The organism is Lentzea sp. NPDC051208, assembly GCF_040682435.1.
Taxonomy (GTDB): Bacteria; Actinomycetota; Actinomycetes; order Mycobacteriales; family Pseudonocardiaceae; genus Lentzea; species Lentzea kristufekii.
In genome coordinates, this window is the sequence record NZ_JBFBAW010000005.1 from 407,387 (window position 1) to 426,422 (window position 19,036).

Annotated in this window: 12 protein-coding genes; 6 read left to right on the forward strand and 6 right to left on the reverse strand. The window is 69.6% G+C overall.

The window, feature by feature from the left end:
• Positions 1 to 9 precede the first annotated feature (9 nt).
• On the reverse strand, positions 10 to 1,320 hold the full coding sequence (locus tag AB0M48_RS14930) for a cytochrome P450 (RefSeq protein ID WP_363841084.1): 1,311 nt from the start codon (positions 1,318 to 1,320) through the stop codon (positions 10 to 12).
• Positions 1,321 to 1,499: 179 nt separating this feature from the next.
• Here AB0M48_RS14930 and AB0M48_RS14935 point away from each other — a divergent pair, with 179 nt between their 5' ends.
• The gene (locus tag AB0M48_RS14935) at positions 1,500 to 2,318 is read left to right on the forward strand and encodes an SAM-dependent methyltransferase (protein ID WP_363841087.1); all 819 of its coding nucleotides are present in this window, start codon (positions 1,500 to 1,502) and stop codon (positions 2,316 to 2,318) included.
• Between the two features lie 102 nt (positions 2,319 to 2,420).
• Entirely contained in the window at positions 2,421 to 4,505 is a 2,085-nt protein-coding gene (locus AB0M48_RS14940; protein ID WP_363841091.1) for a diguanylate cyclase, read from the forward strand.
• Here the strand turns inward: AB0M48_RS14940 and AB0M48_RS14945 are convergent.
• A complete protein-coding gene (locus AB0M48_RS14945; protein WP_363841094.1) occupies positions 4,502 to 5,500 on the reverse strand; it encodes an alpha/beta fold hydrolase in 999 nt (332 codons plus the stop codon). The genes AB0M48_RS14940 and AB0M48_RS14945 overlap by 4 nt on opposite strands.
• 17 nt (positions 5,501 to 5,517) lie before the next feature.
• The gene (locus AB0M48_RS14950) at positions 5,518 to 6,831 is read right to left on the reverse strand and encodes a cytochrome P450 (protein WP_363841097.1); all 1,314 of its coding nucleotides are present in this window, start codon (positions 6,829 to 6,831) and stop codon (positions 5,518 to 5,520) included.
• 164 nt (positions 6,832 to 6,995) lie between these two features.
• Here AB0M48_RS14950 and AB0M48_RS14955 point away from each other — a divergent pair, with 164 nt between their 5' ends.
• Positions 6,996 to 7,811 carry an SAM-dependent methyltransferase gene (locus tag AB0M48_RS14955; RefSeq protein ID WP_363841100.1) on the forward strand — a complete coding sequence of 272 codons (816 nt, stop codon included), beginning with the start codon at positions 6,996 to 6,998 and terminating at the stop codon, positions 7,809 to 7,811.
• A gap of 207 nt (positions 7,812 to 8,018) precedes the next feature.
• The gene (locus AB0M48_RS14960; protein WP_363841103.1) at positions 8,019 to 10,034 is read left to right on the forward strand and encodes an EAL domain-containing protein; all 2,016 of its coding nucleotides are present in this window, start codon (positions 8,019 to 8,021) and stop codon (positions 10,032 to 10,034) included.
• Positions 10,035 to 10,076: 42 nt separating this feature from the next.
• Here AB0M48_RS14960 and AB0M48_RS14965 read toward each other — a convergent pair whose 3' ends face one another.
• On the reverse strand, positions 10,077 to 11,024 hold the full coding sequence (locus tag AB0M48_RS14965; RefSeq protein WP_363841106.1) for a chitinase: 948 nt from the start codon (positions 11,022 to 11,024) through the stop codon (positions 10,077 to 10,079).
• 195 nt (positions 11,025 to 11,219) lie between these two features.
• Between AB0M48_RS14965 and AB0M48_RS14970 the strand changes: the two genes are divergently transcribed.
• Positions 11,220 to 14,357, forward strand: coding sequence for an ATP-dependent DNA helicase (locus AB0M48_RS14970; RefSeq protein WP_363841109.1), 3,138 nt, complete (start codon positions 11,220 to 11,222; stop codon positions 14,355 to 14,357).
• 97 nt (positions 14,358 to 14,454) lie between these two features.
• Entirely contained in the window at positions 14,455 to 17,817 is a 3,363-nt protein-coding gene (locus tag AB0M48_RS14975; protein WP_363841112.1) for a UvrD-helicase domain-containing protein, read from the forward strand.
• A gap of 207 nt (positions 17,818 to 18,024) precedes the next feature.
• Here AB0M48_RS14975 and AB0M48_RS14980 read toward each other — a convergent pair whose 3' ends face one another.
• The gene (locus tag AB0M48_RS14980) at positions 18,025 to 18,561 is read right to left on the reverse strand and encodes a hypothetical protein (protein ID WP_363841115.1); all 537 of its coding nucleotides are present in this window, start codon (positions 18,559 to 18,561) and stop codon (positions 18,025 to 18,027) included.
• A gap of 76 nt (positions 18,562 to 18,637) precedes the next feature.
• A complete protein-coding gene (locus tag AB0M48_RS14985; protein WP_363841118.1) occupies positions 18,638 to 19,018 on the reverse strand; it encodes a hypothetical protein in 381 nt (126 codons plus the stop codon).
• Between the last annotated feature and the right edge of the window lie 18 nt (positions 19,019 to 19,036).

The following is a 19,036-nucleotide window of genomic DNA, read 5'->3' on the forward strand; positions in this document are numbered from 1 at the left end:
TACCTCCAACTAGTTGCGGGGGACGGCTCTCATGAGCAGGCCGTTCGGGTACGGCGCGGACGTGAACTTCACGCGCGCCGGACGGGTCGGGACGAGGCGCCACTTCGCCGCGATGGTCGCGAGCGTGATGACGATCTCGGTCTGGGCGAAGGTGTTGCCGAGGCACTGGCGGTTGCCGCCGCCGAACGGGATGAACGCGCCGCGCGGCAGGCCGGCGGCGAACTCGGGCGTCCAGCGATCGGGCCGGAAACGTTCCGGTGACGGGAAGTAGCGCTCGTCGTGGTGCAGCGCGTGCGGGCTGACGATCACCTCGGCGCCGGCGGGCAGGGTGACCTCGCCCAGCTGGACCTCGGTGAGCGTCCGGCGCATCACGAACCAGATCGGGTACTTCCGCAGCGTTTCCTGCACGATCTGCGTGGTGTAGGTGAGCGACCCGACGTCGGCGAACGTCACCGGGCGGTCGCCCACGACCGAGTCGACCTCGGCGTGCAGCCGGCGTTCGACCTCCGGGTCGTTACCCGTCTCGTAGAGCGCCCAGGCCAGCGCGATCGCCGTGGTCTCGATGCCCGCGGTGAGCAGGGTCAGGACCTCGTCGTAGGTCTGCTGGTTCGTCATGCCGACGCCGTCCTCCTGCGCCAGCAGCAGCATGGACAGGACGTCGCCGTTGTCGGTGCCGTCCGCGCGCCAGCTCTCGATCACTTGCAGCACAACGGCTTTCATGCGCGCGATGGCCGCGTCGAACTCCCGGTTGCCCGGCAGCGGGAGCTTCTCCACGAACGACGGGGACAGCGCGCGGATCATGCCCTGCTGGATGACCGTGAAGATGGACCGGCGGACCTCCTCGACCGCGCGTTTGCCGATCTCCGTCGAGAAGAGCGTCTCGCCGACGATGGTGACCGCGAGCTCCTGCATGTCGTCCTCGATGACGCGGACCTCGCCGGGGCGCCACCGCGCAGCCAGCGCAGCAGCAGCACGAGCCATCGTCGAGGCATAGGCTTCAATCCGTTCCCGATGGAATGCCGGTTGCATCATCCGGCGCTGGCGCAGGTGGTACTCGCCGTTCGACAGCAGCAGCCCCGTGCCCAGGTACGGCTGGAACTTGTCGAACATGGCGCCCTTGCGGAACTTCGATCCTTGCGACACAAGCACTTCGTGAGTCAGCGAAGGACTCGTGACGAAGTGCGCGTGCAGTGGGCCGAGGTCGAGACGCACGACGTCGCCGTGTTCGTGCAGCGCGTCGGTGAACTTGGCGCGTTGCGTGAGCATCGACGGGGTGTGTCCGAGCAACGGCCAGCGGTGGGGAGCCACCGGGACGGGCATTCGGACTCCTGGGGAGTTGGGCCGAATGGGGATGGACCACCCTAGGAGCCGTTTGGGGGAAGACGACAGTGCCTGAACGGGTGGTTCCTCGTCACTCTGATGGTTCAGTGCGGGTGGCGCTCGGGTGACTAAGCTCGTGCGTCTTCCCCGAACCGCCACGAACCGAAGAGGTGTTCCCCGTGGCAGAACCCCAGAGCTGGGTGCCGCTCGGCATCGACACGAACGTGCCGAGCATGGCCCGCGTCTACGACTACATCCTGGGCGGCGCTCACAACTTCGCCGCCGACCGGCAGGTCGGATCGCAGATCGAGAAGCTGGTGCCAGGCCTGCCCAGCGTCGCCAGGCTCAACCGCCGGTTCCTCGGTCGCGCGGTGAACTTCCTGATGGACCAGGGAATTCGCCAGTTCCTCGACATCGGTTCCGGGATCCCGACCGTCGCGAACGTGCACGAGGTCGCCCAGGAACGCGACCCGGCCGCGCGCGTCGTCTACGTCGACAAGGACCCGGTCGCCGTCGCGCACAGTGAACTCATGTTGGCTGACAACAAGAACGCCGCCGTCGTGCAGGCCGACATGCGCGACCCGGAGGTCGTGCTGTCGAGTCCCGAGGTGAAGCGGCTGCTGCGCTTCGACGAACCGGTGGGGCTGTTGATGCTGCTCATGATGCACTGGGTGCCCGACGAGGACAGCCCCGGCAAGCTCGTCGCCCACTACCGCGACGCACTGCCCGCCGGCAGCTTCATCGTGATGACGCACGTGGCCAAGGACCAGATCGACGACACCGTCGACCAGGCCGCCGAGGTCGTCAACCGCAGCAAGAGCGCCGACCAGATGCACATGCGCAACCACGCGCAGGTCAGCGCGTTGTTCGACGGCTTCTCCCTGGTGGAACCCGGTCTCGTCGGGTGCGGGGAGTGGCGTCCGGACGGACCCGGCGACTTCGCCGACGAGGCGTCCATGAACATGTTCTTGTACGCTGGGGTCGGTCGTAAGGACTGAAACCACGCTGTAGTGTCGGAGGATCACACGGTTGGCGCAACGGGCACCGACTGCCGGTAGGTAAACTGCCGGGCACTCTCCAACCCATACAGGGCAACGGGAATGACGAAACCGAGCCGAAGACCCGATGCCGCTCCACCCGAGGACACCGCCGCCGTCCGTGCGCGAGAAGCCTTGTCGCGCAAGTGGAGCTACCTGCTCAGCAGCGTTGTCGTAGTCGCGCTGAGCCGAGACGAGCTGGACGCCGAACTGGGCGCTCAGCTCGACGCATTGTGCGCGGCACTGCACAGCGAACCGTTCGACCCTGCTCCGTTCGAGGAGGTCGGCGAACGGCTCGTCGCTCTCGGCTACGTCAACGAGCCCGGCCTCAAGCGCACGGTCGACGTGCTCGGCAAGGGCCTGCTGACGCTGGAGGAGTTCCGTTCGAGCGACCAGCACACGGTCCGCGTCGTGGGCGGCATCGGCGCGCTGACGTGCGGCTTCACCGCGGCACGGGCCCGCGCGATCCTGGACCAGCAGGAGAGCATGCAGCGCTCGCTGCTCAAGGCCGCCCACGACGCGCAACGGGATCAGCGGCAGAGCGAGGCGAAGTTCGAGGGCATCGCGTCCTCGTCCACCAACGGCGTCCTGATCGTCGGCCTCGACGGCCGCCTCGCCTGGGGCAACGAGTCGATCAGCGTGATCATCGGATGTCCGCCGGAGCCCGGCACCCGTCTCGTCGAGCTCATCGCACCGAACTCGATCGTGGTGTTCCGCGAGATGATGGAACGGGTGCTGTCCGAGCGCGGTGAGTTCGAGCGAGAACCGATGCAGCTCGTGCGCGCTGACGGCGAGTTCGCCAAGGTGACGCTCACGGCGTCATTGCTGCGCGACGACGAAGGCAAGGCCAGCCATGTCCTCGTGATGGTGGACGACGACACGGAACTTGCCTTGTTGCAGGGAGAACTGCGCAGGCAGTCGCTGCACGACGTGCTGACCGGGCTGCCGAACAGGCAGTTCTTCACCACCCACCTCGAAACCGTGCTGCGCAGGGCCGATCCCGAGCTCGGCGTCACCGTCTTCCACCTCGACCTCGACGCGTTCGGCCTGGTGTGCAACAGCCTCGGCGCGCGGGTCGGCGAACACCTGCTCCAGCACGTCGCGCGCAGGCTGCGGGCCGTGATGTCGCACGAGAACGCCATGATCGCGCGGTTCGACGGCGACGAGTTCGGCATCGTCGTGGAGAACACGGCGCTCACGCCGGACGTCGCGACCACGATGGCGACCATCAACGCCGACCTGGGCGAACCGACCTATGTGGACGATCACGGTCTCGCCGTGTCGGTGAGCGCGGGCGTCGTGCACAGGCCGTCGCCCGACGTCGACCCGATCGAGCTGCTGCGCACGGCCGACCTGGCGTTGCGGCAGGCCAAGCGCGACCGCCGCGGGCAGTGGGAGTTGTTCCACACCAACGAGGACACCGCCGGCCGCCGTGACGCGGCGCTGGCCGTGGTGATGCCGGGAGCGTGGGAGCAGGGCGACATCGGCGTCGTCTACCGGCCCGTCCGCGACCTGGCGACCGGCGACCTGGCCGGCGTCGAGGCGCTGCTGCACTGGGACCTGTCCGACCGCTGCGCCGCACTCGCGGACGAGAGCGGGCTCATCCTGCCGATGGGCGAGTGGCTGATCAGGATCGCCGCCGGCCAGGCGCAGTGGTGGCGGCAGCGCGGCGAGCTCGACCAGCAGTTCGGCGTGCGGCTCACGCACCACCAGTCGACGGACGCGGACCTGGTGTCACGGGTGTCCAAGGTGCTGGAGGAGACCGGGATGCCGGCCGCCCGGCTGACGTTGACCATGCCGGTCGGCGTGCTGGGCGTGGCCGACGCGGCGGGCAACCTGAGCACCCTCGCGGACATGGGCATCAGGATCGCCCTCGACGACTTCGGGCTCGGACCGCGTGATCTGGCCTGGCTCTCGGCGCTGCCGGTGGTGTCCGTGCTGGTGCCGAAGGACCTGGTGCACAGGCAAGATCCGCGCTCCGTCACGTTGATTCCGGCCGTGCACGACCTGGGCGTGAACCTCTGCGTGGACGGGATCGAGTCCGCCGAGCAGGAGAAGTGGTGGCGTGAAGCGGGCGCCGACCTCGCGATCGGCGCCCACTACGGCTCCCCGCTGGACGCGGGCGAGTTCCTGCGAAAGCTGAGCTAAAGGCCGCGCTGCCACCGGATGACGGCCGAGTGGTAGCCGGTGGCAGCCTTCGTGTCGAAGTTGAAGACGTGCCCGTACCCGTTGACGACGAAGCCGTCGACCCGCGGTGCCTTGGGGTAGAACGGTTTCTCGGAGGCGACCAGTGCCTGGGCCGAGGAGCAGTCGGCGCCGAGCGGCGGGGTTCCGCAGAAGTAGTCGGCCGAAGTCTGGACGGTCATCACCGGCACGTCGATGAGAGCGCTCACCGGCAGCACCAGGTTCGACATCAGCGCGGTGGTGACGAACTCGCCCGCCGAGACGACGTCCTTCGTGGCCTCGTCGAGGTCGATCACGGTGGGGACGTTCGGGCCGGGCGCGTGGAACATGTCGTACCGGGTGCCCGGTGCCGTCGTCAGGTAGCCGACGTCGAGGCCGCGCAGGCTCAGCTTCGGGTCGATCAGCGCGGGGATCAGGTTCGTCAGTGCCGGCACGGCCCTGATGTAGTCCCACTGGTGCGTCATGCCGGTGACCAGGACGCCGTCGACGTCGCGGTACCTGCCCGCCTCGGCCATCGCGATGGCGGAGCCGATCGAGTGCCCGCCGACGAGCACCTTGGCGAAGCGGGGGCGCAGTTTCTGGATGACCTGGTGCACCGCCTCGGCCTGGTTGGGCACGTCGACGAGGATGCTCAGCGGCTTCGTGCTCTTGCCGGAACCGATCCGGTCCACGGCCATGGTGGCGATGCCCGCCCTGTTCATCGCGCGGGTGACCGAACGGGTCTCGCCTTCCACCGGGATGTCCCAGTAACCGCTGGTGTAGGTGCCACCGGGAACGAGCACCTGGACGGTCTTCGCCCCCTGCGGGACGCACAGCCTGCCGTACATCGTCTGCCTGATGAGGCCGAACTGAACGGGCGTGTACACGTCCTCGCAGGTCGTCGCGGCAGCGCTGGCCGGCGCGGGAACCGGCAGGAGGGCAGCGAGCAGCACGGCGGCACAGAGCCGGCGGAAACGCATGGGGGAACAACCTCCAGCTAGCGGGGGACGACCTTCATCATCAGGTCGTTGGGGTAGGCCGCGTTCGTGAACTTGGTGCGCACGGGCCGGTCGGGGACCAGCCGGTAGCGCGCGCAGACCGTCGCCACCACGATGGCGATCTCGGTCAGCGCGAAGTGGTTTCCGATGCACTGGTGGATGCCGCCGCCGAACGGCACGAACGCGCCCTTCGGCAGCTGCTTGGCGCGTTCGGGCGTCCAGCGGTCCGGGTCGAAGCGCTCGGGGTCCGGGAAGTTCGCGGGGTCGTGGTGCATCGTGTGCGGGCTGAGGATCACCTCGGTGCCCGCGGGCAGGACGGCGCCGCCGAGCTCGACCTCCACGGCCGTGCGGCGCATGACGAGCCAGAGCGGGTACTTCCGCAGGACCTCGGTCGCCACCTGGCCGACGTAGGTCAGCTTCGGCACGTCGTCGATGGTCACCGCGCGGCCGGCCAGCACCTCGCTGACCTCCGCCACGACCCGCCGTTCCACCTCGGGGTTGTCGGCGATCTCGTGGAAGATCCAGGCCAGCGCCAGCGCGGTCGTCTCGATGCCCGCCGTCAGCAGCGTGATGACCTCGTCGAAGACCTGTTCGCCGGTCATCGGTTCGCCGGTCTCGGCGTCCCTGGCCATCAGCAACGTCGACAGCAGGTCGCCGTGGTCGGTGTCGTCGCCACGACGGCTCTCGATCACCTCGTGCACGATGGCGCGCATCCGGGCGATGGCCTCGTCGAACTCGCGGTTGGCCGGGATGGGCAGCTTCTCGACGAACCCCGGTGAGAGGGCCCGCAGGATGCCGTTCCTGATGATCACGAAGACGGACCGGCGTGCCTCGGCGATCGCCTTCTCGCCGATCCCGGTGGAGAAGAGGGCCTCACCGACGATCGTGACGGCGAGGCCCTGCATGTCGGCCTCCAGCTGCCGCACCTCGCCGGGCCGCCAGCTCTCCAGCAGGTCGAGCGTCGCGCGGAGCATGGTGTTCGCGTAACCGGCGATCCGGTCGCGGTGGAACGCCGGCTGCATCATGCGGCGCTGGCGCAGGTGGAAGGCTCCGCTCGACACCGCGAGCCCGTTGCCGACGAACGGCCGGAACTTGTCGTACATCCGGCCTTTGTGGAACTTCGGCGCGTCGGTGACCAGCACCTGATGGGTCAACTCCGGGCTGGCGACGAAATAGGTGCGCATCGGCCCGAGATGTACTTCGACCAGATCGCCCTGGTCGCGTAGATTCCCGGTGAATGCGAATCTTTTCCTGAGCATAGGCAACGAATGCCCGAGAAATGGCAGCCTGCCGGGTGCCACCGGGACGGACATCATCGCTCCTCGTGAGGGGAAAAGAGATCGGGTCACCCTATGAGTCGTTCAGTCGAGAGTGACAGAGCCCGATCGGGTGGAGTCCGTTCACGCTTGCGGCCTAGTCGCTCGCACTTCGTGCCTGACTAAGCTAGTGCGTCCGCAACCTGAAGAGGTGGGTAGTCGTGTCCGACGTGCAGAACTGGGTTCCGCAGAGCGTCGACGTCTCCGTGCCGAGCGCGGCGCGCGTCTACGACTACCTGCTCGGGGGTGCGCACAACTTCGCGGTCGACCGCCTGATGGGCGACAAGGCCGAGCAGATGATGCCGAACTCCCGCAGCGCGGCCAGGCTCAACAGGGCTTTCCTGCGTCGCGCGGTGCGCTTCATGACCGACCAGGGCGTGCGCCAGTTCCTGGACATCGGCTCGGGCATCCCGACCGTGGCCAACGTGCACGAGGTCGCTCAGGAGGAAGACCCGTCGTGCCGCGTCGTGTACGTGGACCGCGATCCCGTCGCCGTCGCGCACGGTGAGCTGATCGTCGCGGGCAACGACCGCGTCGGCGTGCTGCAGGCCGACATGCGCGACCCGGACAGCATCCTGGACAGCGGCGAGGTGAACCGGCTGCTGGACTTCGACCAGCCGATCGGCCTGCTGATGCTGTTCATGGTCCACTGGGTGCCGGACGAGGCGGACCCGCAGAGCCTGCTCAAGCGCTACCGCGAGGCGCTGCCCAGCGGGAGCTACCTCGCGATCTCGCACATGGCGGGCGACCACGTCAACGACGACGCCAGGTCGGTCACCGACAGGATGGCCAAGGCGGGCGGCGGCGACGTCACCTATCGCGACCGCGCCCAGGTCGAGTCGTTCTTCGGGGATTTCGAACTGGTCGAGCCCGGACTCGTCAAATTCGCCGAATGGCGGCCTTCCGGTCCCGGTGACGTCTCCGATGATCCAGCGGTGAACAAGATCGCGTTCGCCGGGGTCGGCTGGAAGTCATAATCATCGATGGTGTGATGTCGATTCACGCGACCGGTTGAGGCGGGGCCGACTCTGCGTGGGTAAACTGCCGGACCTCAGAGCCATTGCGAGGCGGCCACCCGAATGTCCGATCCGAGCCGAATACCAGACGGAACGCCTTCGCCTCAGGACAATGCGAAGGCGCGGACGACGCTCGCCCGCAAATGGTCGTATCGCCTGCTCGGAGCAGTGGCGATCCCCCTGGGCCGAGATGATCTCGACGCGGAGCTGGGCATCCGGCTGGACGCGTTGTGCGCGATGCTGCACGAGGAACCGTTCGCGACCGCCTCGATCGAGGCGGCCGGCGCCGACCTGGCGACGCTGGGTCATCTGGGCCGGATCGGGCTGCGGTGCACCACCGAGGTCCTCGGCAAGGGCCTGCTCGCGCTGCCGGAGTTCCAGCCCGTCGAGCGGTACGCGGAACGGATCGCGCTCGCGATGGGCGCGCTCGGCGCCGGTTTCACCGCGGCGAACACGGAGTCCGTGCTGGCGCAGCAGGAGAGCATGCAGCGGTCGTTGCTCAAGGCGGTCCGCGACGCGAACTGGAACCTCAGGGAGAGCCAGGCCCGCTTCGACGAGGTCGTCACGTCGTCCACCAACGGTGTGCTGATCGTCGACCTCGAGGGCCGGCTGCTCCAGGTGAACGCGGCCACCGGCCAGATCCTCGGGCGCACCTCCGAAGAACTCACCGGTGTGCCGTTGCTCGACCTGATCGAGCCCACCTACGTCGAGGTGCTGCGCGACGCGATGACCGACCTCGCCGCCGGCACCACCGAGCGCTTCCGGCAGTCGCAGCGGGTGCTGCGCGAGGACGGTGACTCCGCGCCGGTGACGCTGGCCGCGTCGCTGCTGCGCGGTGCCGACGACAAGCCCATGCACTTCGTCGTCGTGATCGAGGACGGCACCGAACTGGCGCTGCTGCAGAACGAGCTCAGGCGGCAGTCGCTGCACGACGTGCTGACCGGGCTGCCGAACCGCCAGTTCTTCACCACCCAGCTGGAGATCGCGCTGCGCAAGGCCGATCCCGAGCACGGCATCACCGTCTTCCACCTCGACCTCGACGCGTTCGGCATGCTGCGCGACAGCTTCGGCGGCCGGGTCGTCGAGCGGTACCTGCAGCACGTCACCGGCCGGCTGCAGACGTTGCTGGCGGGCGAGAAGGTCATGATCGCCCGGTTCGGCGGCGACGAGTTCGGCGTCCTGCTGGAGAACACGGCGACGACGCCGGGCATCGACGCGATCATGAAAGGCATCAACGACGACCTGATGCTCGAACCGACCTTCTTGGACGGTCACGGGGTGTCGGCGTCGATGAGCGCGGGCGTCGTGCACCGGCCGGGCCCCGACGCCGAACCGCTCGACGTGCTGCGCTCGGCGGAACGGTCGTTGCGGCGCGCCAAGAAGGGCAGGCGCGGGCAGTGGGAGCTGTACCACGCCGGTCAGGACGCCGAGGAGCTCCGGGACGACGCGCTGGCCGTGGAGATGCCGGCCGCGTGGGAGAACGGTGAGATCTCCGTGCGGTACCGGCCGGTCGTGCGGCTCGCGGACGGCGCGGTCAGCGGTGTCGAGGCGGAGTTCCACTGGGACAGCCCGGAATCCGGCGTGCTGAACCACGACCGGTGCGCGTACCTGGCCGAGCAGACCGGCCTGATCCTGCCGCTCGGCGGGTGGCTGCTGAAGGTCGCCGGTGGCCAGTCGGCGTGGTGGCGGCAGCGCGGGCAGCTGGACAGGACGCTGGCCGTGCGGCTCACCGCGCACCAGTCGTCCGACGCGGACCTGGTCTCGCGGGTGGTGGAGGTGCTCGACCAGATCGGGGTGCCCGCCGACAAGCTGATGATCAGCATGCCCGGCGGCGTGCTGTCCGTGGCCGACGCGGCGGACAACCTCGCGGTGCTGGCCCGCATGGGCGTGCTGACGGCGATCGACGACTTCGGGATGGGGCCGCTGGACTTCGGGCTGCTCGCGTCCGAACTGCCGGTGCGCGCGGTGCGGGTCGCGCCCGGCCTGGTGGCGAGCCGCTCTCCGTACGTGGCGGCGCTGCTGCCGTTGTTGCGGGAGCGGGGTGTGGCGGTCGCCGTGGAGGGGATCGACAGCGCCGAGCAGGCCGAGTGGTGGCGTGCCGCCGGAGCGGACTTCGCGACGGGCGACCACTTAGGGGTGGCGCGGGAGCCGGGCGAGTTCCTGGAGACGCTGGAACCCCGGTGACCGGGCGGGGTCGGGGTCACGTCCGGCCACCGGAGGAGTTTTCTAGCCGGTGAACTTCGCCAGGGCCTTGGTGAACTCGTAGGTCTGCTGGTTGATGCCGCTGCACGAGGAGCTCATCGCCCCGCAGTTGCCGCGGTCCCGGTTCACGGCCCAGAACGACACGCGCGCCAGGTGCTTGGAGTTGGACCAGGCCACGATGTCGCGGAAGTTCTGAGGGGTGACGGTCTCGCCGGTGTCGGTCTTGCCGTTCATCGACGACAGGCCGCTGCGCCGGTACGCCGCGTCGTCGGTGAGGCCGTACGTCGACTTGACGTGGTTCTTCAGGCCGTCGACCGCGCTCCTGGTGTACGCGAACATGTCCCCGCCGCTGCCCCAGTCGAACGGCATGACCGCCCACGTGTCGATCGGCGCGCCGAGCTCCTTGGCGCGCGTGATCAGGCGCTTGCCCCACGAGTTCGGGCCGGTGCGGTCGGTCGGCATGGTGATGACCGTCTTCACACCGGGGTTGTTCTGCTTGATGATCTTCAATGCCCCGAGGACGCGGTCCTGCGTGGTGTTGTTCTCGAACTCGGCGGCCTCGATGTCGATGTCGATCGCCTTGAGCGCGTAGGCGTCGATCACCTTCTGGTAGGCGCCGGCGAGCGCGGCCGGTGAGCTGCAGAACTGACCGAGCTTGTTGCCGGACCAGCCGCCGATCGACGGCACGGCGTCACCGCCGGCCGCGCGGATCGAGTTGATCAGGGTCTTGTCCGGCCCGGTCAGCGAGCGGGAGCCGTCCCACTTCGGGTTGCACGTGCCGTCGCTGAGGATGAACGCGAGGGTGAACGCCTTGATGCCCGTCTGCTGCATGACTGTGGCGGGGTTGGGCTGACCGCCCCACTGGTAGAGGTAGGGCGCCGCGAGCACGGGGTCGACGGCCGCCTGTGCGGTCGTGGGCAGCATGATCGCCGCGCACGTGGCAGCGACTGCGCCGACGAGGAACCGCTTCATCAGTCCTCCAAGACTGCTCGGTCCAGGGCGGCGGAGCTGGCAGTGAGGGGGCTCACATCGTCTTCAAAAGTGGACTAGACCATCGCTATCTGTCAAGAAGGTAGACGGAATCGGCAGTGATTCGCCCGGCGCCGTTTCGGCCCTGGTCCGGCGGGCTCTGACGATCTTGTCGGTGCCGCGTGGTGCAATCGAGTCGTGGCACTTGCACCCCAGCTGGTCCGCCGGAAGCCGGAGACGCGCCCGCGTCCCCGGTGGGACGCCGCTGCCCAGCGGGTCTTCGAGCTCGAAGGCTTCGTCCGCGTGCTCGGCGGACCCGGCACCGGCAAGACGACGCTGCTCGCCGAGTTGGCTGCGCACGTCGTGCTGGAGCACGGGGCCGATCCGGAGAACGTGCTCGTGCTCACGGCGAACAGGCGCGCGTCGGTGGCGTTGCGCGCGCAGATCACGCAGCTGCTGACGGGCCGGTTGTCGGCGATCCGCGAGCCGTTGGTGCGGACCGTGCACTCCTACGCGTTCGCGGTGCTGCGCAACCAGGCGGTGCTGCTCGGCGAGCCGCCGCCGCGGTTGCTGTCCGGGCCGGACCAGGACGCGATGGTCCGCGAACTGCTCGCCGGTGACGTGGAGCTGGGCGCGCTGAAGTGGCCGGAGCGGTTGCGGCCCGCGCTGGAACTGCCGGGGTTCGCGCACGAGCTGCGGGATCTGCTGCTGCGCGCGGCGGAACGCGGGCTCGGGCCGGAGGACCTGATCGAACTCGGCGAGCAGCACGGGCGCGACGAATGGGTTGCGGCCGGGCGGTTCGGGGCGCAGTACGAGGCGGTGAACCTGCTGTCCGGGATGGACTCCGCGACGGCGTACGCCCCCGCCTACGACGCGGCCGAGCTGGTGTCGTCGGCCTACGCGGCGTTCGTGAACGACGAGGACCTGCTGTTCGGCGAACGGCGGCGCGTGCGGTACCTGCTGGTCGACGACGCGCAGCACCTCGATCCCATGCAGTACTCGCTGATCCGCTCGCTCGGGTCGGGCGCGGCGCGGTTCGTGCTGGCCGGCGATCCGGACCAGGCGATCTTCACGTTCCGCGGCGCCGATCCGGAGATCCTGCGCGACGCCGGCGGCGAGACGGTCGTGCTGCGGCAGTCGCACCGGATGATGCCCGAGGTCCGCGACGCGGTGGCCAGGCTGGCGGCCCGCCTGCCCGGTGCCTCTCCTGCCCGCAAGGTCGATCCGGTCGACGGCGAGGGCTCCGTGCAGGTGCGGTTGCTCGCGTCGTCCGCGCAGGAGGCGACGTGGGTGGCCGATCAGCTGCGGCGTTCGCACCTGGCCGACGAGGTGCCGTGGTCGCAGATGGCCGTGGTGGTGCGGTCGGCGACGTTGTCCCTGCCGGTGTTGCAACGGGCCCTGCTCGCCGCCGGCGTGCCGGTGTCCGTCGCGTCGGACGAGTTGCCGTTGGCACAGCAGCCTTCCGTGCGTCCGTTGCTCGCTCTCGTTCGTGCCGCCGCCTCACCGGGTTCGCTGGACGAGGACACGGCGGCGATGCTGCTGTCCTCCTCGTACGGTGGCGCGGATCCGTTGGCGCTGCGGCGGTTGCGGCGTGGTCTGCGGCGCCTGGAGATGGCCGCGGGCGGGGACAGGCCGAGCGGCGACCTGCTGGTCGAGGTCGTGGAGACCGGGGACAGGCTGGCCGCGCTGGAGGACGCGGAGTCGTTGCCCGCGCGGCGGATCGGGCACCTGCTGGCGCTGGCGCGCAAGGCGATCGAGGCGGGGAAGTCCGTCGAGGTCGTGCTGTGGGAGCTGTGGACGGCGACAGGTCTGCAGGAGCGCTGGGTGGCGCAGTCCGCCCGGCGCGGGCTGCTCGGCATGCAGGCGGACCGCGACCTCGACGCGATCGTGGCGTTGTTCGAGGCGGCCGCGAAGTACGTCGACCGGTTGCCGGGGTCCGGGGTCGCCGGGTTCGCGGACTACCTGGAGTCGCAACGGATCGTCGGCGACACGCTGGCCGCCTCCGCCCCGACCGGTGAGGCGGTGTCCGTGCTGACGGCCCACTCGGCCGCCGGGCGCGAGTGGGAGGTCGTCGCGGTGCCGGGCGTCCAGGAGGGCAGCTGGCCGGACCTGCGGCTGCGCGGCACGGTGCTCGGCGTCGAACGCATGGTGGACGTGCTGGCCGGGCTGGAGCCCTCGGTGTCGGCGGTGGCGCCGATCCTGGCGGAGGAACGCCGGCTGCTGCTGGTCGCCGCTTCCCGCGCGCGGTCGAAGCTGCTGATCAGCGCCGTGCGGGGGGAGGACGAGCAGCCGTCGCGGTTCCTCGACGAGATCGAGTCGTCCGCTGAGGACGAACGGAAGCTGCACCGGCCGCAACGCGGTCTGGTGCTGGGCGAACTGGTCGGCGAGCTGCGCCGGGTCGTGTGCTCGGACTCCGAGGACCCGGACCGGCGTGCGCGTGCCGCCGAGCAGCTGGCCCGGCTGGCGGAGGCGGGTGTGCCCGGTGCGCACCCGGAGTCCTGGTACGGCCTCGCGGAGGTGTCCGTCGACGCTCCACTGTGGACCGAGGAGCAGAAGGTCAGCGTGACGCCGTCGACCATCGAGGTGATCACGAAGTGCCCGTTGCGCTGGGTCGTCGAGCGGCACGGCGGGCAGGACCCGGCGGAGCTCGCCTCGGTGACGGGCACGCTCGTCCACGCGCTGGCGCAGGCGGCGTCGTCCGGTGCGGACGCGGAACAGCTCAGGGCGAAACTCGACGAGGCGTGGGCCGCCGTGGACGCCGGCGCCCCGTGGTTCTCCCGCCGCGAACGCCTGCGGGTGGAGAAGATGCTCGACACGTTCCTCGCGTGGCTGGCCATGAGCCGCAGCCAGCTCACGCAGGTCGCCGTCGAGGAGGAGATGGTCGTCGACGTCCCGAAACGCGACGGCGGGCCGTGGCTGCAGGTCAGGGGCCGGGTCGACCGTCTCGAAAAGGACGAGGACGGCCGCCCGGTCGTGATCGACCTCAAGACCGGCAAGAGCCCGGTGTCGCGCGAGGCGTCGCAGGAACACCCGCAGCTGGCCGTCTACCAGCTGGCATCGTCGCTGGGCGGCTTCACCCACATCGGACTCGGAACCGAGCCAGGCGGTGCCCGCCTGCTCTACGTGGCGAAGGAGGACAAGAAGACAGGAGCCGTCGAACGCACCCAGGCGCCGCTGGACGAGCAGGGCGTGCAGGCGTGGCTGGAGGTCGTGCAGGGCGCCGCGGAGTCCGTGCTCGGGCCGAACTACACGGCGCGGGAGAACGCGGACTGCGACCGTTGCCCGGCTCGCACGACGTGCCCGGTCCACCCGTCCGGCCGGCAGGTCAGCGAGTAAGTACTGTTGACCTGCGTGTTTCATGCGCTCGAACTGTCGGCGAACACACCGTCCCGGGTGGTGCGGACGCGTCCGGCCCGGGTAGGAAGATGTACTGGTGACCGTCAGCCCGTTTGAGATCGCTGAGGCGCTCGGGCTGAACAAGCCGACCCCCGAGCAGGCCGAGGTGATCGCCGCACCAGCGCAGCCCGCGCTGGTCATCGCGGGCGCCGGAGCAGGCAAGACCGAGACCATGGCCGCGCGCGTGGTGTGGCTGGTGGCGAACGGGCTCGTGCTGCCCGACCGCGTGCTCGGCCTGACGTTCACGCGCAAGGCCGCGCGTCAGCTCGCGGACCGGGTGCGTGCCCGGCTGCGCAGGCTGGCCGGATCGTCCCTCCTGGACGATCTCGACCCCAGCGGCGAGCGCAAGATGGCTGTGCTGACCGGCGAGCCCGTGGTGCTGACGTACCACGCCTACGCGGGCCGCCTGGTGACCGAGCACGGGCTCCGGTTGCCGGTGGAGCCCGGCGTGCGGCTGCTGACGCAGACGGCGTCGTGGCAGCTCGCGCACCGGGTGGTGTCGACGTGGGCTCGCGACCTGGACACGGACAAGGTGCCGGCGACGATCACCGGATACCTGCTGTCCCTGGCCGGGGAACTGGGCGAGCACCTGGTGACACCTGAGGCGTTGGAAGCGCACGCCCTGGAGTTCTGCGCGCTGGTCGAGAACGCGCCGCGGGCACCTCGCCAGCGGGACGCGTTGCCGGAGAAGTTGCGGGAGATCGTTGCGGCGCAACGGCTGCGGATCGCGATGCTGCCGTTGCTGGACGCGTACCAGCAGCGCAAGCGCAAGGAAGCCGCGCTGGACTTCGCGGACCAGATGTCGCTGGCCGCACAGCTGGCCGCTTTCGACGAGGTGTCCACCGGGGAACGCGAGCGGTACGGCGCCGTTCTGCTGGACGAGTACCAGGACACCGGGCACGCGCAGCGCGTGCTGCTGCGGTCGTTGTTCGGCGAGGGCAAGCCGATGCCCGTGACATCCGTGGGCGACCCGGCGCAGGCCATCTACGGCTGGCGTGGAGCGTCGGCCGCGAACCTGCCGCGCTTCGCCGACGACTTCCCGCCGACGAAGAAGTTCGGGCTGCTCACCAGTTTCCGCAACCCGCCCGAGGTCCTCGAACTCGCCAACGCCGTGTCGTTGCCGTTGCGGGAAGCCGGACTGGACGTCGAGGAGCTGCGCGCGAGGCCCGGCGCCGGACCGGGTGACGTCCGGCTCGCCCTGCACACCGACATCCGCCAGGAGCTGGACTGGATGGCGGACAACGTTGCGGCGCAATGGGAAGCGCACCTCGACACCGAGGGCGTGCCGCCGACCGCGGCCGTGCTGGTGCGCCGCCGTTCGGACATGGCCGCCATCGCCGCGGCCCTGCGCGAACGCGGCCTGCCGGTCGAGGTCGTCGGCCTCGGTGGCCTGCTGGACGAACCCGAGGTGCGCGACCTGGTGTCGGCCCTGAGGGTGCTGGTCGACCCGTTGGCGGGCACCGCCGCCGCCCGCCTCCTGACCGGTTCGCGCTGGCGCCTGGCGGCCGTCGACCTGGCCGCGCTGTGGTCCCGGGCCCGCGACCTGGCGGGCGTCGCACCACGACAGTCCGTTGTGGACGACCCACTCCTCGTGCTGGCGGACGCGTTGCCCGGCGAACACGCCGAACAGGCAGGCCTCGCCGACGCCCTGGACGACCCCGGAGACCCGGACGCCTACTCCACCGACGGCTACCGGCGCATCCGGCGGCTCGGCGGCGAACTCGCGGCGTTGCGGCGCAGGCTCGACCAGCCGCTGCCCGAACTAGTGGCCGACGTCGAACGCACCCTGCTGCTGGACATCGAGTCGATGTCCCGCCCCGGCATGGTCGGCCGCGCCCACCTCGACGCCTTCGCCGACGTCGTGACCGACTTCGCCGCCGCCTCCCCGTCCGCCACGCTCCCGTCACTGCTCGACTACCTCTACACGGCCGAGCACGCCGAAGACGGCCTGGAACCCGGCGAGGTCGAGGTCTCCGAAGACCGCGTGCAGATCCTCACCGTCCACTCGGCGAAGGGCCTGGAGTGGCACATCGTCGCGCTGCCGCACCTGGTCCGCGACGTGTTCCCGGGCCGCAAGAAGTCCTCGTGCTGGCTCAAGTCCGTGACCGAACTGCCGGCCCCGCTGCGCGGCGACGCGGCCGACCTGCCCACGTTGAAGCTCTCCGCCGGCTACAACCGCAAGGAGGTAGACGAGGCCCTCACGATCCACGCCGAGGAGTTCGAGGAACGCCGCCTGGTCGAAGAACGCCGCCTCTTCTACGTGGGCGTGACCCGAGCCGAACACAGCCTGCTGATGTCGGGCCACTGGTGGGCCGAGGCAGGCGACAAGCCCAAGGGCCCGTCGATCTTCCTGCAGGAGATGCACGAGGTCCTGCAACGCGACAACCCGCCAGGCGACATCTCCTGCTGGGCGCCAGAACCGGAAGCGGACACCCCGAACCCACTGGCAGAGGACGTGAAGTCCTCGATCTGGCCGGCAGACCCCCTGGGCAAACGCCGCGATGCCGTAGTAGAGGGCGCCCAGATGGTCCTGGCCGCCCTGGATGCCCTGCGCAACGCCCCACCAGCGCCGTTGCCACTGATCTTCGAAGAGCCCCCGGCCGAGCTCATCGACGAGGACTACCCGCCCCCCACCGACGAGCCCCCGGACGACGACTTCCCGCCAGAGCCAGAACCACTCCCGGACGACGTGGTCCCAGACGACCCCGAAATGCCCCTCGACGACGACCCAGAAGGCTGGGCAAAGGACGTAGACGTCCTGCTGGCCGAACGCGCCGCCTCCCAGAACCGCCGGGAACAGGTGGCCCTCCCAGACCACCTCTCGGTCTCACAACTAGTAGAACTCGCCAAGGACCCAGACCTGCTGGCCCGCCGCCTGCGCCGCCCACTCCCGTTCCCCCCGAACCCACTGGCCCGCAGAGGCACGGCCTTCCACACATGGCTGGAAAACCGCTTCGGCGCCACCCGCCTCCTGGACATAGACGACCTCCCAGGTGCAGGCGACGCAGACGCGTCCCCGGACGCGGACCTGGACCGCCTGAAGGAGTCGTTCCTGGCCAGCGCCTGGGCAGACCGCACCCCGCACGACGTGGAGGTGCCGTTCGAGGCGGAGTTCGACGGCATCTCGGTCCGCGGCCGCATGGACGCGGTGTACCGAGACCCCGACGGCTGGACAGTCGTGGACTGGAAGACAGGCGCCGTCCCGGACGCCGAGGCCCTGCCGGCCCTGTCCGTACAGCTCGCGGCGTACCGGCTGGCGTGGGCGGCCCTGGTCGGGGCTCCGCTGGAGCAGGTGCGGGCCGCGTTCCACTACGTGCGGCACGACCACACGGTGAGGCCGGCGGACCTGCTGGACGAGCAGGGCCTGAAGGACCTGATCCGCTCGGTGCAGAGCACCTGATCTGCTCGGTGCAGTGGCGTCAGGTCCGCGCGCGAGGGCAGCAGCGGCCGTCGGCCTCGACGTGGCGGCTCTGCGGACGACTCGGCCTACGGCCCGGCTCAGCCCTGCGGCCCGGCTCAGCCCTGCGGCCCGGCTCAGCCCTACGGCCCGGCTCAGCCCTACGGCCCGACTCAGCCTGCGACCGGTTCGGCCCTGCGGGGACCAGGCTCAGCCCTGCGGGCTGCCCGCAGGCGCGTGCGAAGCCTTCAACACCCGCTCATACAGAACCTCAAGCAGCCACCGCCCGAACAACGAAGGCCCGAACTCAGGCGACCGGTCCTCCGGCGGCACCATCAGCTCGGCCACGCTGTCATCGCCCACGACGACACCGATCCCGTAGTAGTCGAGCTCGATGAACGACCAGGCCTGAGACTCATCGGTGCGGGGAAGCATCACCGCGCAAGGCGCCAGAGTCAGCAGGGTGCCGCAAGACTGGAGCGCACGGTCCGTAGTGGACTCACTCACCAGCACGCCGACCAGTTCCACGGCGGCCACGGGGAGCCGGTCGTGCACTTCCGGCTCGAACCACGAGCGGAACCACGACGGGTCGGCTCGCGGGGGCCAGCCGTTCGAGGTTCTCCACTCGTGCACGTCGGGCAGCAAACGCACTACCGCGGACACCTGCTGGCCCAGGACGGCGACGTCGGGAACGACGACTCCGCCCCAGCCGAGTGCGGTCGCGGCGCGCTGAAGGAGCGTTTGCACAGGGCGCATCCTAAGGTTCCTCGCGCAGAAAATGACAGCGTTTGCGGGATACTTGGTTAAGGATTACCCAGGGTGGTCATGGTGAGGCTTTCGCCACTTTCCAGGCCCATGCGACAAGTGGGATCTGCAGTGGCAGGCGGCCGTAGGCGATGGCGCGGGCTTTGGGCGACTTGTCCCGGAAATCCAGAGCCATTTTCACGTTCGCTGGGAACACGGCCACGAACAGCGCGGTGGCCGCGAATGCGCCCAGGCGGCGTGTTCTGGGCACCGCTACGGCCAGGGACACGGCCAGTTCGGCGGCACCTGACGCGTACGTCCACTGCCTCGGGGTGCCGGGCAGCGCGCGGGGGACGATCGCGTCGTAGTACTTCGGCCTGGTGAAGTGGGTTGCTCCGGCCAGGCCTAGCAGAGCGGCGAGCGCCAGCGCCGACCGCGCTCGGGAACGGGTTGGTTCCATGGCGTCACCCTGTCATGC

Excerpts from the sequence above, each read along its gene's own strand:
- AB0M48_RS14930 (WP_363841084.1), bottom strand. The coding sequence starts at position 1,320 with ATGCCCGTCCCGGTGGCTCCCCACCGCTGGCCGTTGCTCGGACACACC.
- AB0M48_RS14945 (WP_363841094.1), bottom strand. The coding sequence starts at position 5,500 with ATGCGTTTCCGCCGGCTCTGTGCCGCCGTGCTGCTCGCTGCCCTCCTG.
- AB0M48_RS14940 (WP_363841091.1), top strand. The coding sequence starts at position 2,421 with ATGACGAAACCGAGCCGAAGACCCGATGCCGCTCCACCCGAGGACACC.
- AB0M48_RS14950 (WP_363841097.1), bottom strand. The coding sequence starts at position 6,831 with ATGTCCGTCCCGGTGGCACCCGGCAGGCTGCCATTTCTCGGGCATTCG.
- AB0M48_RS14985 (WP_363841118.1), bottom strand. The coding sequence starts at position 19,018 with ATGGAACCAACCCGTTCCCGAGCGCGGTCGGCGCTGGCGCTCGCCGCT.
- AB0M48_RS14965 (WP_363841106.1), bottom strand. The coding sequence starts at position 11,024 with ATGAAGCGGTTCCTCGTCGGCGCAGTCGCTGCCACGTGCGCGGCGATC.